Below are 15,976 nucleotides of genomic sequence, written 5' to 3'. Positions count from 1 at the left end.
TTTCTCACCTGTGCATCGCTGCTATCTGATGATTGCTATCGACTTTTTCGTCGATTCAAGCAGCCTTTTCCTATTCAAGGGTTGATTATTCGTCGGCATGACCGCAGTAATTCCTACTTGAAAGGGATTTTCCCCTGCTTACCGAGGCCAGATTCATGAGCGTTATCGATCTTCGCAGCGACACAGTCACCCAACCGACCGCCGGGATGCTCGACGCGATGGCCAAAGCGGCCACCGGTGACGACGTTTACGGCGAAGATCCGACGGTCAATCGTCTGGAGGCCGAACTGGCAAAACGCCTGGGTTTTGCCGCCGCGCTGTTTGTCCCGACGGGCACCATGAGCAACCTGCTGGGCCTGATGGCTCACTGCGAACGCGGTGATGAGTACATCGTCGGCCAGCAGGCGCACACCTATAAGTACGAAGGCGGCGGTGCGGCGGTGCTCGGGTCGATTCAGCCTCAGCCGCTGGAAGTGCAGGCCGATGGTTCGCTGGACCTGACTCAGGTGGCCGCTGCGATCAAGCCGGACGACTTCCACTTCGCCCGCACCCGCCTGCTGGCGCTGGAAAACACCATGCAGGGCAAGGTCCTGCCGTTGGATTATCTGGCCAAGGCCCGCAGTTTTACCCGCGAGCATGGCTTGCAGCTGCACCTGGACGGCGCTCGGCTGTACAACGCAGCGGTCAAACTGGGGGTCGATGCCCGGGAAATCACTCAGTATTTCGATTCCGTTTCGGTTTGCCTGTCCAAAGGCTTGGGCGCGCCGATCGGCTCGGTGTTGTGTGGCTCAGTGGAGTTGATCGGCAAGGCGCGGCGTCTGCGCAAGATGGTCGGCGGTGGCATGCGTCAGGCCGGGATTCTGGCGGCGGCAGGTTTGTATGCGTTGGATAACAACGTCCAGCGTCTGGCCGACGATCACGCCAATGCCCAACTTCTGGCCGAAGGCCTGCGAGCGGCGGGGTATGAGGTCGAGCCGGTGCAGACCAACATGGTGTACGTGGCGATGGGTGACAAGGCCGAAGCCATCAAGGCCTTTGCCGCCGAGCGGGGCATCAAGCTCAGCGCTGCCGGTCGCCTGCGAATGGTCACGCACATGGACGTCAGTCGGGCGCAAATCGAGCAGGTCGTCGCTACATTTGTCGACTTTTCTCGCAACTGACCGTGTTAGCGGTCCAATTGACTGTTTGTAACGTACAAACACACTGTACCTAGTCACTAACGCCGATATAATGCGGCCCTTTGCCGTCGCTTCGTCTGTTGACGTTTCGCACAGGCCTTTGGCCGCAGCCTCCGTGGAAGAACCTAATGAAAAGCGCAGAAATCCGTGAAGCCTTCCTTCGCTTCTTCGAAGAGCAAGGCCACACCCGTGTAGCCTCCAGCTCTTTGATTCCGGGCAACGACCCAACCCTGCTGTTCACTAACGCGGGGATGAACCAGTTCAAGGACTGTTTCCTGGGCCAGGAAAAGCGCGCGTACACCCGCGCTGTCAGCAGCCAGAAATGCGTACGCGCCGGCGGCAAGCACAACGACCTGGAAAACGTCGGTTATACCGCTCGTCACCACACTTTCTTCGAAATGCTGGGTAACTTCAGCTTCGGTGATTATTTCAAGCGTGACGCGATCACCTACGCCTGGAACTTCCTGACCTCCGACCAGTGGCTGAACCTGCCGAAGGAAAAGCTCTGGGTCACCGTCTACGCCAGCGATGACGAGGCGTACGACATCTGGACCAAGGAAATCGGCGTTCCGGCCGAGCGCATGGTTCGCATCGGCGACAACAAAGGCGCGCCGTACGCATCCGACAACTTCTGGACCATGGGCGATACCGGCCCGTGTGGTCCGTGCACCGAGATTTTCTACGATCACGGCGCTGACATCTGGGGCGGCCCACCGGGCTCGCCGGAAGAAGATGGCGACCGTTACATCGAAATCTGGAATAACGTGTTCATGCAATTCAACCGCACAGCAGACGGCGTGTTGCACCCGCTGCCTGCTCCGTCGGTCGACACCGGCATGGGCCTGGAACGGATCAGTGCCGTGCTGCAGCACGTACACTCGAACTATGAAATCGACCTGTTCCAAAGCCTGCTGAGCGCATCGGCCAAGGCCATCGGTTGCACCAACGACGCACAGGCATCCCTGAAAGTCGTGGCTGACCACATTCGCTCTTGTGGCTTCCTGATTGCCGACGGTGTATTGCCTTCCAATGAAGGTCGCGGTTACGTACTGCGCCGGATCATTCGTCGTGCGTGCCGTCACGGCAACAAACTGGGCGCCAAGGGCAGCTTCTTCTACCAGATCGTAGGGGCCCTGGTCGCCGAGATGGGTGAGGCCTTCCCTGAGCTGAAATCCCAGCAGGCGCATATCGAACGCGTCCTGAAAGCCGAAGAAGAGCAGTTTGCCAAGACCCTGGAACAAGGTCTGAAGATCCTCGAGCAGGATCTGGCCGACCTCAAAGGCGATGTGGTTCCGGGCGACGTAGTGTTCAAGCTCTACGACACCTACGGATTCCCAATGGACCTGACCGGCGACATCGCTCGTGAGCGCAGCCTGACCATTGACGAAGCGGGCTTCGAGCGCGAAATGGAAGCCCAGCGCGTCCGTGCCCGTTCCGCCAGCTCCTTCGGCATGGACTACAACAGCCTGGTCAAGGTTGATGTGGCCACCGAATTTACTGGCTATGAAGCGACTAAAGGTTCGGCGAAAATTGTTGCCCTCTATAAAGAAGGGCAATCAGTCGACGTATTGAGTGAAGGCGAAGAGGGCGTGGTTGTTCTCAACCAAACGCCGTTCTACGCTGAATCCGGTGGTCAGATTGGTGATTGTGGCTATCTGCAGGCCGGCAACAGCCGTTTCGACGTACGCGATACCACCAAAACCGGCGGTGCGTTCCTGCATCACGGTGTGTTGGCATCGGGCAGTCTGATCGTTGGGGCTCCGGTTGAGGCTCACGTCGAAGCTGACGTGCGTCACGCGACTTCGCTGAACCACTCGGCGACTCACTTGCTGCACGCCGCATTGCGTCAGGTGCTGGGCGATCACGTTCAGCAGAAAGGCTCGTTGGTCGACAGTCAGCGCCTGCGCTTCGACTTCAGCCACTTCGAGGCCATCAAGCCAGAGCAGTTGAAGGCGCTGGAAGACATTGTCAACGCCGAGATTCGCAAGAACTCCGCCGTTGAAACCGAAGAAACCGACATCGAAACCGCCAAGCAAAAAGGCGCCATGGCGCTGTTTGGCGAGAAGTACGGCGACAATGTGCGCGTGCTGAGCATGGGCGGTGATTTTTCCGTCGAGTTGTGCGGTGGTATCCATGCCAACCGTACCGGCGACATTGGCCTGCTGAAAATCATCAGCGAAGGCGGTGTGGCCTCCGGCGTGCGTCGTATTGAAGCGGTCACGGGGGCTGCGGCATTGGCCTACTTGAACGCTGCTGAAGAACAACTCAAGGAAGCGGCCAACCTGGTCAAGGGCAGTCGCGACAACCTGATCGACAAGCTGTCGGCTGTGCTGGAGCGCAACCGCCTGCTGGAGAAACAACTCGAGCAGTTGCAGGCCAAGGCAGCCAGTGCGGCGGGCGACGATCTGTCGGCTTCCGCTCTGGACGTCAAAGGCGTGAAGGTACTGGCCGTGCGTCTGGACGGTCAGGACGGCAAGGCGCTGCTGGCATTGGTCGATCAGCTGAAAAACAAACTCGGCCGCGCAGTGATCCTGCTCGGCAGTGTCCATGAGGAAAAGGTCGTTCTGGTTGCAGGCGTAACCAAAGACCTGACTGGCCAACTCAAAGCCGGTGATTTGATGAAGCAAGCCGCTGCGGCAGTGGGCGGGAAGGGCGGTGGTCGTCCAGACATGGCGCAGGGCGGTGGTACTGACGCTGGCGCACTGGATGCGGCATTGGCCCTGACTGTTCCATTTGTAGAGCAGGGTTTATAAGGCAGTGTGTCCGGCCCGTAGTCTAGTGGCGGGCCGGAACGCTGTTTGAGTGATTATTTGGGCGCCCTTCATGGGCAGAGGCGGCTTTGAAATGGCTTTGATCGTACAGAAATTTGGAGGCACCTCGGTCGGCACTGTCGAGAGAATCGAGCAGGTCGCCGACAAGGTTAAGAAATTCCGCGATGCCGGCGATGACCTGGTGGTTGTGCTGTCTGCAATGAGCGGCGAAACCAACCGTCTGATCGATCTGGCCAAGCAAATCAGTGGCGACGGCCAACCGGTTCCGCGTGAGCTGGACGTGATCGTCTCCACCGGTGAGCAGGTGACGATTGCACTGTTGGCCATGGCGCTGATCAAGCGCGGCGTGCCTGCGGTGTCCTACACCGGCAACCAGGTGCGAATTCTGACGGACAGCGCGCACAATAAAGCGCGTATCTTGCAGATTGATGACCAGAAGATTCGCGGTGATCTGAAGGCAGGCCGTGTGGTGGTTGTCGCCGGGTTCCAGGGCGTCGACGAGCACGGCAACATCACCACCCTCGGTCGTGGCGGTTCCGACACCACCGGCGTGGCGCTGGCGGCAGCCTTGAAGGCTGACGAATGCCAGATCTACACCGATGTCGATGGCGTCTACACCACCGACCCGCGTGTGGTGTCCGTGGCCCAGCGCCTGGACAAGATTACCTTTGAAGAGATGCTGGAAATGGCCAGCCTCGGTTCCAAGGTGTTGCAGATCCGTGCGGTCGAGTTCGCCGGCAAGTACAACGTTCCGCTGCGCGTACTGCACAGCTTCAAGGAGGGTCCGGGTACCCTCATTACTATTGATGAAGAGGAAACCATGGAACAGCCGATCATTTCCGGCATCGCTTTCAACCGCGATGAGGCCAAGCTGACCATCCGTGGCGTGCCAGACACCCCGGGCGTTGCGTTCAAGATTCTCGGCCCGATCAGTGCCGCGAACATCGAAGTCGACATGATCGTGCAGAACGTTGCGCACGATAACACCACCGACTTCACCTTTACCGTGCACCGCAATGACTTCCAGGCCGCGCAAACCGTGCTGGAAAACACCGCTCGCGAGATCGGTGCCCGTGAAGTCGTTGGCGACATCAAGATCGCCAAGGTCTCGATCGTCGGCGTCGGCATGCGCTCTCACGCAGGTGTGGCCAGCCGTATGTTCGAGTCGCTGGCCAAGGAAAGCATCAACATCCAGATGATCTCGACTTCGGAAATCAAAGTCTCCGTAGTGATCGAAGAGAAGTACCTGGAACTGGCTGTGCGCGCTCTGCACACAGCTTTCGAACTGGACGCGCCGGCCCGCCAGGGCGAGTGATGCGTTTGCCAAAGGGCGCGGTCTGACCGCGCCCTTTGTTTTTTTGAATGGCGCGACTCATGAACTGTTCTTTTGCTCGCGCTGGTCAATACTCAGGCATGTAGGGCTGCGATCGCTCCGGTTGTAGGTCGAGTGCCTTTTTTTTGCAGACTGTTGTCCCTGAAATGAAATGCGTGAGGAGAAAGGTATGCTGATTCTGACTCGTCGGTGCGCAGAAAGCCTGATTATTGGTGATGGCGAAATCACCGTGACCGTGCTCGGCGTCAAAGGAAATCAAGTGCGTATCGGTGTCAACGCCCCGAAAGAGGTTGCGGTCCACCGTGAGGAAATCTACCTGCGTATAAAGAAAGAGAAGGACGAAGAACCAAGCCATTAATTTTTATCGTTTTTTATGTTTGCAAACGGGGAAAAGGTTGGTTAAGATACGCCCCGTGTTGCGGAGAGCTGGCCGAGTGGCCGAAGGCGCTCCCCTGCTAAGGGAGTACACCTCAAAAGGGTGTCGGGGGTTCGAATCCCCCGTTCTCCGCCATTATTTGCGTAGTACGTTGTAATCTGGCTTCTTCGGTAAGTTGTTGAAATTACTAGAAAAAGTGTTTGACATAGAGATTAAACGGCCTATAATGCGCGGCAACAAATGCACTCGTAGCTCAGCTGGATAGAGTACTCGGCTACGAACCGAGCGGTCACAGGTTCGAATCCTGTCGAGTGCACCATTTAAGGGTTGTTTGCAGCGATGTGAATGACTTGGCTTCAACCAGTTGTGATCTGGTATAAAAACACAAATGCACTCGTAGCTCAGCTGGATAGAGTACTCGGCTACGAACCGAGCGGTCACAGGTTCGAATCCTGTCGAGTGCACCAAACACCAAAAAGCCCGCGTTTAACGCGGGCTTTTTGCCGTCTGGGATTTGGCTTTTCCTTTCGTGCATCCTCTCTCATCGAATTCGACGTGTGCGCTACGACCTCGCTTGGTGTCGTAACGATAACTTGTGGCTGAATTCCGAATGCTGACCTTGTCGGGTTTGCCAAGAGCACTCTCGACATCCTGTTGGCTCATGCCTGCCACAACCCGTTGATTGATTATGGCCTCGCGGCGTTCCCGGGCACTGATCAGGTTTCCACAGGTGTCCTCACGCTGGCCGACGACAGTCGGATCTCGCCTTCTGATTTTCATGCGTGATGTTTCGCGGATACCGGCTTCCGGCAAGAGAGCCGTCATGTTGCCCGGAGTGAAGGTGCGCACATCCTGAAGCGAAAGGCTTTCTCCAGCGGTACAGCTCAGTGTGGTGAAGGTAATGCGCCCGTTGGCCGCCTCGCATCGGTGAATGGTCGTGGCCAGCGCCCAAGGCGGGCAGAGCAGGGTGATCAGTAAAAAGTATTGTGCATTCGATGGCATCAAACGTCCTCCATGACGGTCTGACTCAAGGGTAGCTGCTACATTTTTCAACGATGGTGTGTTTTCTTTTCAGAATGAGTCGTCGCATTTTGATGGATCAGGACGGTGCTCAGGTTTGTCTCGCAAGCGCTTGTTTCAGCCGCGATTTTTTAACATTTAAAACCTTCGGGCGGTGTATCATTGCGCCCGTCAGCCCCGCCGGGGCTTGTGGAATACCTCCATGGACTTACCCAGTAGTTACTCAGTACCCCGTTTTTCCAATCATGAATTGACTGATTGATCCTTCCGGCGTGCCCCGCTGCTGGGAGTGGAGTTCGCCTATGTCTGAAGTTGAAGTAAAGAAAACGCAAGAAAGCCTGCAGGATCGCCTCGCTCAAGTTATTGAGCTGTTGCAGCGTCAGCGGGTAGTCGAAGACCTGACTCACCGCCAGGAAGGTCCGCATCACGACCGGGTCGAGAACCTGGTTCACCGGCAAAACCTCGTCGAGCTGCAACGCAAGCTCGATGACCTGCACTCCGCCGACGTCGCCTACATCCTCGAAGCCCTGCCGCTGGACGATCGTCTAACGCTCTGGCAATTGGTCAAGGCTGATCGAGACGGCGACATTCTCCTCGAAGTATCCGACTCGGTTCGTGAAACCCTGATCGCCGACATGGACGATCACGAGCTCCTGGCTGCGGCCAAGGACATGGATGCCGACGAACTTGCTGACCTGGCCTCCGAGCTGCCGCGAGACGTCGTTCACGAGCTGATGGAAACCCTCGATGGTCAGCAGCGCGAGCGTGTTCGCTCTGCCTTGTCTTATGACGAGGAGCAGGTCGGTGCGCTGATGGACTTCGAGATGGTGACCATTCGCGAGGATGTCAGTCTCGAAGTGGTTCTGCGCTACCTGCGTCGCCTGAAGGAATTGCCGAGCCACACCGACAAACTGTTCGTGGTCGATTACGACGGCGTGCTCAAGGGCGTCTTGCCAATCAAGCGTTTGCTGGTCAACGACCCGGAAAAACAGGTTTCCGAAGTCATGGCCAGTGATCCGGTGAGTTTTCACCCGGACGAGGACGCGTACGATGCGGCTCAGGCGTTCGAGCGTTATGACTTGATCTCGGCCCCGGTGGTCGACAAGAACGGCAAGTTGATCGGTCGTCTGACCATCGATGAAATGGTCGACCTGATTCGTGAAGAGAGCGAAAACGAAGTTCTCAACATGGCGGGTCTGCGTGAAGAAGAGGATATTTTTGCGTCGGTCTGGAAGTCCCTGCGTAACCGCTGGGCCTGGCTGGCGGTGAACTTGATCACTGCGTTCATTGCGTCCCGCGTGATCGGTCTGTTTGAAGGCTCGATCGAGAAGCTGGTGGCGCTGGCGGCATTGATGCCGATCGTGGCGGGTATTGGTGGCAACTCGGGTAACCAGACGATCACCATGATTGTTCGGGCCATGGCGCTGGATCAGGTCAATACGGGTAATACTTCGCGATTGATGCGTAAGGAGTTGGCGGTAGGCTTGATCAATGGTCTGGTCTGGGGCGGTGTGATTGGCATTGTTGCCTATCTGCTGTATGGCAGTTGGTCTCTGGGCGTGGTGATGACCGCCGCCATGACGCTCAACCTGTTGCTTGCCGCGTTGATGGGCGTTTTGATCCCCATGACTTTGGCGCGGCTTGGGCATGATCCTGCAATGGGCGCGAGTGTGATGATCACCGCCATGACCGACAGCGGTGGGTTCTTCATCTTCCTTGGGCTGGCTACCATCTTCCTGCTCTGACCGATTGAATCCACACTTAAAACCCGCCAATCGGCGGGTTTTTTATGGCCGAATTTCAGGCAAAAAAAAGCCAGCAATTATGCTGGCTTGGGGAGTTTCGGATGAATCAGGAAGCGTCTGCGGCCATTTCGGCGTCATGGGCAATCAGCGAAACAAGTGCGTTCTGCTGTCGGTGGGAGAGTTGGCGAAAGCGTTGCAGCAGTTCACGTTCGTGCAACGATAGCTCAGGGCTGTCCAGGCGCATGCTCAATTCTTCACCCAGCGCGCCTTCCTGAATAAGGCTCTGCTCAAGGCGCGCGATGATTTCGGAGTTCATGCTGCGATGATGATTGCGAGCCACTTCGGCAATGCGTTCACGCATTCCGTCTGGCAGACGTACGACGAACTTGTCAGCCGTACGGCTGGAATAAATTGCCTGTTTCAATGGGCGCATATATTTAACCGGTTAGTTCAGGGGAGCGGTTCTCGGGATTGGCCGCAGGATGTCAGATAGGACAAGCGCTCTGGCCAAATGTTCAACCTGAATTGATAGAGGCTCGCATCATGCCTCAAAATAGCCAGATCATTGGCGTCAATTCTGTGACAAATATTGAACTGGATAAAGGCGTTATGCCAGCACCAATTATCAGAAATGCGGACTGGTTTGAAAAGCGTAACCCGCTCCGCATCACTGACCGCGTCCTCTTGCCCTACAGGGGATGTCTGAAGACACCTGAAGGTGCATGCTATGCGGATTCGATCATTGTTCCTTACCTGTACAGGATAGTGGCAATTGGCCGATTTACTAGCGTAAACGTGGGATGGGGGCGAATTCAGGATGGATGGCAGGCTGATATTTTTGATGGGGCCTTCCGGATCCGGCAAGGACAGTCTCATCGAGGCTGCTAGAGAACCTTTGCGGGCACTAAATTGTGAAGTGGTGCGCCGAGTCATCACTCGATCGGCCGAATCATTAGGTGAAGATGCTATCGGAGTTTCCCGAGAAGAATTTGAGCTGCGCAGGCTTCGCGGGGACTTCGCGCTGTCCTGGAGCGCCAATGGCCTTGATTATGGTATTCCGATCGAAATAGATTTATGGCTCAAGGATGGCTGGCATGTTTTGGTCAACGGCTCCCGTGGCCATTTTGCTGAAGCGCTGCGCCGCTACCCCACGCTGATGCCGGTTCTTTTAACAGTGGAAGTTGACGTCCTGCGAGAGCGCCTGCTGCGACGGGGTCGTGAGAATCAAGCGGAGATTGAATCGAGACTTCTGCGCAATGATTTATTCACTTCAGATGCTTCTATCGGCGATAGGCAGGTTCATCGGCTCGACAACTCGGGCGACCTGGCTAACACGGTGGCTAATCTGTTGCACTTGCTGAGGGTTAACGCGGTACTGGATCGAACTTGATTTTTCGCCCGACGATTAGCCGAGCACGAGCAGTGCTCCGAATGCGCTGCAGGCGATCAGGGTAGGGTGAGCGCCAGTTGAGGGGCTTTTTGTAGCTGCAATTTGCACGATGAGCAAAGGGATGCTGGGCTGGACTTCTGCCTACACTTAATAAGCACAACGGACGACATGACAAACGCAGGGCGGGCCGTTAACATGCAGGCCGTCTGTTTGTACCGCGTTCCTCGCGGGCAGTTTGTGTCTCAGTAGCTCAATTGGATAGAGCATCCCCCTCCTAAGGGGAAGGTTGGCAGTTCGAACCTGCCCTGGGACACCATATTCAAACCTCCAGCGGTATCTGATTCTTCCACTGAACCCTTTCGGGGTGTGATCGATGAGTCAGTAATGCTTCCAACCGCAATAGCTTATCTCAACTCAACTTATCCTCTGGCTGATTGCCCTCATGGTCTGCTGCCGCTTTGGTCGCGCCTATATATAAGCAGTGATTTGGATATCTCGATAGAAAAGCATAATTAGGGGTTGACGGCAGATTCCAGACGTCTATAATTCGCCCCACTTCCGGCGCAGTCGAAACGGAAAACTCCTTGGTAAACAATGAGTTACGCAGTTTTCGGCAGCAAGTTGCTTCAGGTCATCGAAGCGCGAAAGGAGTTGAAAAAGAGGTGTTGACAGCAGCGAGTAACGCTGTAGAATTCGCCTCCCGCTAACGAGAGATCGAAAGCGCAAGTGGTTGAAGTTACAAAGGAAACTTTGAAAGCTTCGGAAAATAACCGCTTGACAGCAACAGAGGCTGCTGTAGAATGCGCGCCTCGGTCGAGACGAAAGACTCAACCAACCGCTCTTTAACAACTGAATCAAGCAATTCGTGTGGGTGCTTGTGGAGTCAGACTGATAGTCAACAAGATTATCAGCATCACAAGTTACTCCGCGAGAAATCAAAGATGTAACCAACGATTGCTGAGCCAAGTTTAGGGTTTCTTAAAAACCCAAAGATGTTTGAACTGAAGAGTTTGATCATGGCTCAGATTGAACGCTGGCGGCAGGCCTAACACATGCAAGTCGAGCGGCAGCACGGGTACTTGTACCTGGTGGCGAGCGGCGGACGGGTGAGTAATGCCTAGGAATCTGCCTGGTAGTGGGGGATAACGCTCGGAAACGGACGCTAATACCGCATACGTCCTACGGGAGAAAGCAGGGGACCTTCGGGCCTTGCGCTATCAGATGAGCCTAGGTCGGATTAGCTAGTTGGTGAGGTAATGGCTCACCAAGGCGACGATCCGTAACTGGTCTGAGAGGATGATCAGTCACACTGGAACTGAGACACGGTCCAGACTCCTACGGGAGGCAGCAGTGGGGAATATTGGACAATGGGCGAAAGCCTGATCCAGCCATGCCGCGTGTGTGAAGAAGGTCTTCGGATTGTAAAGCACTTTAAGTTGGGAGGAAGGGCAGTTACCTAATACGTAATTGTTTTGACGTTACCGACAGAATAAGCACCGGCTAACTCTGTGCCAGCAGCCGCGGTAATACAGAGGGTGCAAGCGTTAATCGGAATTACTGGGCGTAAAGCGCGCGTAGGTGGTTCGTTAAGTTGGATGTGAAATCCCCGGGCTCAACCTGGGAACTGCATTCAAAACTGTCGAGCTAGAGTATGGTAGAGGGTGGTGGAATTTCCTGTGTAGCGGTGAAATGCGTAGATATAGGAAGGAACACCAGTGGCGAAGGCGACCACCTGGACTGATACTGACACTGAGGTGCGAAAGCGTGGGGAGCAAACAGGATTAGATACCCTGGTAGTCCACGCCGTAAACGATGTCAACTAGCCGTTGGGAGCCTTGAGCTCTTAGTGGCGCAGCTAACGCATTAAGTTGACCGCCTGGGGAGTACGGCCGCAAGGTTAAAACTCAAATGAATTGACGGGGGCCCGCACAAGCGGTGGAGCATGTGGTTTAATTCGAAGCAACGCGAAGAACCTTACCAGGCCTTGACATCCAATGAACTTTCCAGAGATGGATTGGTGCCTTCGGGAACATTGAGACAGGTGCTGCATGGCTGTCGTCAGCTCGTGTCGTGAGATGTTGGGTTAAGTCCCGTAACGAGCGCAACCCTTGTCCTTAGTTACCAGCACGTAATGGTGGGCACTCTAAGGAGACTGCCGGTGACAAACCGGAGGAAGGTGGGGATGACGTCAAGTCATCATGGCCCTTACGGCCTGGGCTACACACGTGCTACAATGGTCGGTACAGAGGGTTGCCAAGCCGCGAGGTGGAGCTAATCCCAGAAAACCGATCGTAGTCCGGATCGCAGTCTGCAACTCGACTGCGTGAAGTCGGAATCGCTAGTAATCGCGAATCAGAATGTCGCGGTGAATACGTTCCCGGGCCTTGTACACACCGCCCGTCACACCATGGGAGTGGGTTGCACCAGAAGTAGCTAGTCTAACCTTCGGGAGGACGGTTACCACGGTGTGATTCATGACTGGGGTGAAGTCGTAACAAGGTAGCCGTAGGGGAACCTGCGGCTGGATCACCTCCTTAATCGACGACATCAGCTGTTCCATAAGTTCCCACACGAATTGCTTGATTCATTGAAGAAGACGATAAGAAGCAGCCCGAAATTGGGTCTGTAGCTCAGTTGGTTAGAGCGCACCCCTGATAAGGGTGAGGTCGGCAGTTCGAATCTGCCCAGACCCACCAATTTTGTGTGGGAAACGCCTGTAGAAATACGGGGCCATAGCTCAGCTGGGAGAGCGCCTGCCTTGCACGCAGGAGGTCAACGGTTCGATCCCGTTTGGCTCCACCACTACTGCTTCTGACTTGTAAAGCTTAGAAATGAGCATTCCATCGTGACGATGGTGAATGTTGATTTCTGATCTTTAAGATTAGATCGTTCTTTAAAAATTTGGGTATGTGATAGAAAGATAGACTGAACGTTACTTTCACTGGTAACGGCTCAGGCTAAGGTAAAATTTGTGAGTAATTGCGAATTTTCGGCGAATGTCGTCTTCACAGTATAACCAGATTGCTTGGGGTTATATGGTCAAGTGAAGAAGCGCATACGGTGGATGCCTTGGCAGTCAGAGGCGATGAAAGACGTGGTAGCCTGCGAAAAGCTTCGGGGAGTCGGCAAACAGACTTTGATCCGGAGATGTCTGAATGGGGGAACCCACCTAACATAAGTTAGGTATCTTAAGCTGAATACATAGGCTTAAGAAGCGAACCAGGGGAACTGAAACATCTAAGTACCCTGAGGAAAAGAAATCAACCGAGATTCCCTTAGTAGTGGCGAGCGAACGGGGACTAGCCCTTAAGTGGCTTTGAGATTAGCGGAACGCTCTGGAAAGTGCGGCCATAGTGGGTGATAGCCCTGTACGCGAAAATCTCTTAGTCATGAAATCGAGTAGGACGGAGCACGAGAAACTTTGTCTGAATATGGGGGGACCATCCTCCAAGGCTAAATACTACTGACTGACCGATAGTGAACTAGTACCGTGAGGGAAAGGCGAAAAGAACCCCGGAGAGGGGAGTGAAATAGATCCTGAAACCGTATGCGTACAAGCAGTGGGAGCCCACTTTGTTGGGTGACTGCGTACCTTTTGTATAATGGGTCAGCGACTTATTTTCAGTGGCGAGCTTAACCGAATAGGGGAGGCGTAGCGAAAGCGAGTCTTAATAGGGCGTCTAGTCGCTGGGAATAGACCCGAAACCGGGCGATCTATCCATGGGCAGGTTGAAGGTTGGGTAACACTAACTGGAGGACCGAACCGACTACCGTTGAAAAGTTAGCGGATGACCTGTGGATCGGAGTGAAAGGCTAATCAAGCTCGGAGATAGCTGGTTCTCCTCGAAAGCTATTTAGGTAGCGCCTCATGTATCACTGTAGGGGGTAGAGCACTGTTTCGGCTAGGGGGTCATCCCGACTTACCAAACCGATGCAAACTCCGAATACCTACAAGTGCCGAGCATGGGAGACACACGGCGGGTGCTAACGTCCGTCGTGAAAAGGGAAACAACCCAGACCGTCAGCTAAGGTCCCAAAGTTATGGTTAAGTGGGAAACGATGTGGGAAGGCTTAGACAGCTAGGAGGTTGGCTTAGAAGCAGCCACCCTTTAAAGAAAGCGTAATAGCTCACTAGTCGAGTCGGCCTGCGCGGAAGATGTAACGGGGCTCAAACCATACACCGAAGCTACGGGTATCACTTAGGTGATGCGGTAGAGGAGCGTTCTGTAAGCCTGTGAAGGTGAGTTGAGAAGCTTGCTGGAGGTATCAGAAGTGCGAATGCTGACATGAGTAACGACAATGGGTGTGAAAAACACCCACGCCGAAAGACCAAGGTTTCCTGCGCAACGTTAATCGACGCAGGGTTAGTCGGTCCCTAAGGCGAGGCTGAAAAGCGTAGTCGATGGAAAACAGGTTAATATTCCTGTACTTCTGGTTATTGCGATGGAGGGACGGAGAAGGCTAGGCCAGCTTGGCGTTGGTTGTCCAAGTTTAAGGTGGTAGGCTGGACTCTTAGGTAAATCCGGGAGTCTAAGGCCGAGAGCTGATGACGAGTTACCCTTTGGGTGACGAAGTGGTTGATGCCATGCTTCCAAGAAAAGCTTCTAAGCTTCAGGTAACCAGGAACCGTACCCCAAACCGACACAGGTGGTTGGGTAGAGAATACCAAGGCGCTTGAGAGAACTCGGGTGAAGGAACTAGGCAAAATGGCACCGTAACTTCGGGAGAAGGTGCGCCGGTGAGGGTGAAGCATTTACTGCGTAAGCCCATGCCGGTCGAAGATACCAGGCCGCTGCGACTGTTTATTAAAAACACAGCACTCTGCAAACACGAAAGTGGACGTATAGGGTGTGACGCCTGCCCGGTGCCGGAAGGTTAATTGATGGGGTTAGCTAACGCGAAGCTCTTGATCGAAGCCCCGGTAAACGGCGGCCGTAACTATAACGGTCCTAAGGTAGCGAAATTCCTTGTCGGGTAAGTTCCGACCTGCACGAATGGCGTAACGATGGCGGCGCTGTCTCCACCCGAGACTCAGTGAAATTGAAATCGCTGTGAAGATGCAGTGTATCCGCGGCTAGACGGAAAGACCCCGTGAACCTTTACTATAGCTTTGCACTGGACTTTGAATTTGCTTGTGTAGGATAGGTGGGAGGCTTTGAAGCGTGGACGCCAGTTCGCGTGGAGCCAACCTTGAAATACCACCCTGGCAACTTTGAGGTTCTAACTCAGGTCCGTTATCCGGATCGAGGACAGTGTATGGTGGGTAGTTTGACTGGGGCGGTCTCCTCCTAAAGAGTAACGGAGGAGTACGAAGGTGCGCTCAGACCGGTCGGAAATCGGTCGTAGAGTATAAAGGCAAAAGCGCGCTTGACTGCGAGACAGACACGTCGAGCAGGTACGAAAGTAGGTCTTAGTGATCCGGTGGTTCTGTATGGAAGGGCCATCGCTCAACGGATAAAAGGTACTCCGGGGATAACAGGCTGATACCGCCCAAGAGTTCATATCGACGGCGGTGTTTGGCACCTCGATGTCGGCTCATCACATCCTGGGGCTGAAGCCGGTCCCAAGGGTATGGCTGTTCGCCATTTAAAGTGGTACGCGAGCTGGGTTTAGAACGTCGTGAGACAGTTCGGTCCCTATCTGCCGTGGACGTTTGAGATTTGAGAGGGGCTGCTCCTAGTACGAGAGGACCGGAGTGGACGAACCTCTGGTGTTCCGGTTGTCACGCCAGTGGCATTGCCGGGTAGCTATGTTCGGAATAGATAACCGCTGAAAGCATCTAAGCGGGAAACTAGCCTCAAGATGAGATCTCACTGGGACCTTGAGTCCCCTGAAGGGCCGTCGAAGACTACGACGTTGATAGGTTGGGTGTGTAAGCGCTGTGAGGCGTTGAGCTAACCAATACTAATTGCCCGTGAGGCTTGACCATATAACACCCAAGCAATTTGTAGGCTCGAGAGAGCACCAGATTGCGGTGTGTGAAGACGAAACGAACCGAAAGTTCGAGCTGTTCACAAACACCGAGATCTATCACATACCCATTCGCTGGAGCGTGATCTCGCAAGAGAAAACGACCTGGCTCCCGAATTTCTTGACGACCATAGAGCATTGGAACCACCTGATCCCATCCCGAACTCAGCAGTGAAACGATGCATCGCCGATG

General features: G+C 54.7%; 8 protein-coding genes, 6 tRNA genes and 3 rRNA genes. 15 read left to right on the top strand and 2 right to left on the bottom strand.

Annotation, left to right across the window (positions count from 1 at the left end):
- Window positions 1-155 precede the first annotated feature (155 nt).
- The 7 genes from ltaE (at window position 156) to JFU37_RS27055 (ending at window position 6,125) form a co-directional block, all read left to right on the top strand.
- Window positions 156-1,160, top strand: coding sequence for a low-specificity L-threonine aldolase (gene ltaE, locus JFU37_RS27085; protein ID WP_201120098.1), 1,005 nt, complete (start codon window positions 156-158; stop codon window positions 1,158-1,160).
- A gap of 146 nt (window positions 1,161-1,306) precedes the next feature.
- Window positions 1,307-3,931, top strand: a complete 2,625-nt coding sequence (gene alaS, locus JFU37_RS27080; protein ID WP_201120097.1) for an alanine--tRNA ligase — start codon at window positions 1,307-1,309, stop codon at window positions 3,929-3,931.
- Between the two features lie 91 nt (window positions 3,932-4,022).
- Complete coding sequence (locus JFU37_RS27075; protein ID WP_031319071.1) at window positions 4,023-5,264, top strand: aspartate kinase; 1,242 nt, start codon at window positions 4,023-4,025, stop codon at window positions 5,262-5,264.
- A 187-nt stretch (window positions 5,265-5,451) separates the two neighbouring features.
- The gene (gene csrA, locus JFU37_RS27070) at window positions 5,452-5,640 is read left to right on the top strand and encodes a carbon storage regulator CsrA (RefSeq protein ID WP_002554426.1); all 189 of its coding nucleotides are present in this window, start codon (window positions 5,452-5,454) and stop codon (window positions 5,638-5,640) included.
- 62 nt (window positions 5,641-5,702) lie between these two features.
- Window positions 5,703-5,793, top strand: a tRNA-Ser gene (locus JFU37_RS27065).
- Between the two features lie 107 nt (window positions 5,794-5,900).
- Window positions 5,901-5,977, top strand: a tRNA-Arg gene (locus JFU37_RS27060).
- A gap of 71 nt (window positions 5,978-6,048) precedes the next feature.
- Window positions 6,049-6,125, top strand: a tRNA-Arg gene (locus tag JFU37_RS27055).
- A gap of 19 nt (window positions 6,126-6,144) precedes the next feature.
- Here the strand turns inward: JFU37_RS27055 and JFU37_RS27050 are convergent.
- Window positions 6,145-6,660: a cell envelope protein SmpA gene (locus tag JFU37_RS27050; protein ID WP_201120096.1), complete on the bottom strand. Its 516-nt coding sequence runs from the start codon at window positions 6,658-6,660 to the stop codon at window positions 6,145-6,147.
- 320 nt (window positions 6,661-6,980) lie between these two features.
- On the opposite strand from JFU37_RS27050, the gene mgtE reads away from it, so the two are divergent.
- Window positions 6,981-8,423: a magnesium transporter gene (gene mgtE, locus JFU37_RS27045; protein ID WP_201120095.1), complete on the top strand. Its 1,443-nt coding sequence runs from the start codon at window positions 6,981-6,983 to the stop codon at window positions 8,421-8,423.
- Between the two features lie 106 nt (window positions 8,424-8,529).
- On the opposite strand, the gene JFU37_RS27040 is transcribed toward mgtE, so the two are convergent.
- Window positions 8,530-8,856, bottom strand: a complete 327-nt coding sequence (locus JFU37_RS27040; protein ID WP_003178899.1) for an Arc family DNA-binding protein — start codon at window positions 8,854-8,856, stop codon at window positions 8,530-8,532.
- Between the two features lie 384 nt (window positions 8,857-9,240).
- On the opposite strand from JFU37_RS27040, the gene phnN reads away from it, so the two are divergent.
- The 7 genes from phnN to rrf all read left to right on the top strand — a co-directional run.
- Window positions 9,241-9,813, top strand: coding sequence for a phosphonate metabolism protein/1,5-bisphosphokinase (PRPP-forming) PhnN (gene phnN, locus JFU37_RS27035; protein WP_201120094.1), 573 nt, complete (start codon window positions 9,241-9,243; stop codon window positions 9,811-9,813).
- 239 nt (window positions 9,814-10,052) lie between these two features.
- Window positions 10,053-10,129: transfer RNA gene (locus JFU37_RS27030), tRNA-Arg, on the top strand.
- A 682-nt stretch (window positions 10,130-10,811) separates the two neighbouring features.
- Window positions 10,812-12,350: ribosomal RNA gene (locus JFU37_RS27025) — 16S ribosomal RNA — on the top strand.
- Window positions 12,351-12,432: 82 nt separating this feature from the next.
- A tRNA-Ile gene (locus tag JFU37_RS27020) sits at window positions 12,433-12,509 on the top strand.
- Between the two features lie 30 nt (window positions 12,510-12,539).
- Window positions 12,540-12,615, top strand: a tRNA-Ala gene (locus JFU37_RS27015).
- Between the two features lie 235 nt (window positions 12,616-12,850).
- A 23S ribosomal RNA gene (locus JFU37_RS27010) occupies window positions 12,851-15,742 on the top strand.
- A gap of 161 nt (window positions 15,743-15,903) precedes the next feature.
- A 5S ribosomal RNA gene (gene rrf / locus JFU37_RS27005) occupies window positions 15,904-15,976 on the top strand; the annotation flags it as partial.

Origin of the sequence: Pseudomonas sp. TH41 (assembly GCF_016650695.1) — a bacterium.
Taxonomy (GTDB): Bacteria; Pseudomonadota; Gammaproteobacteria; order Pseudomonadales; family Pseudomonadaceae; genus Aquipseudomonas.
The sequence above is the reverse complement of the archived record's forward strand: the minus strand, read 5'-3'. Positions and strand labels throughout refer to the sequence as shown.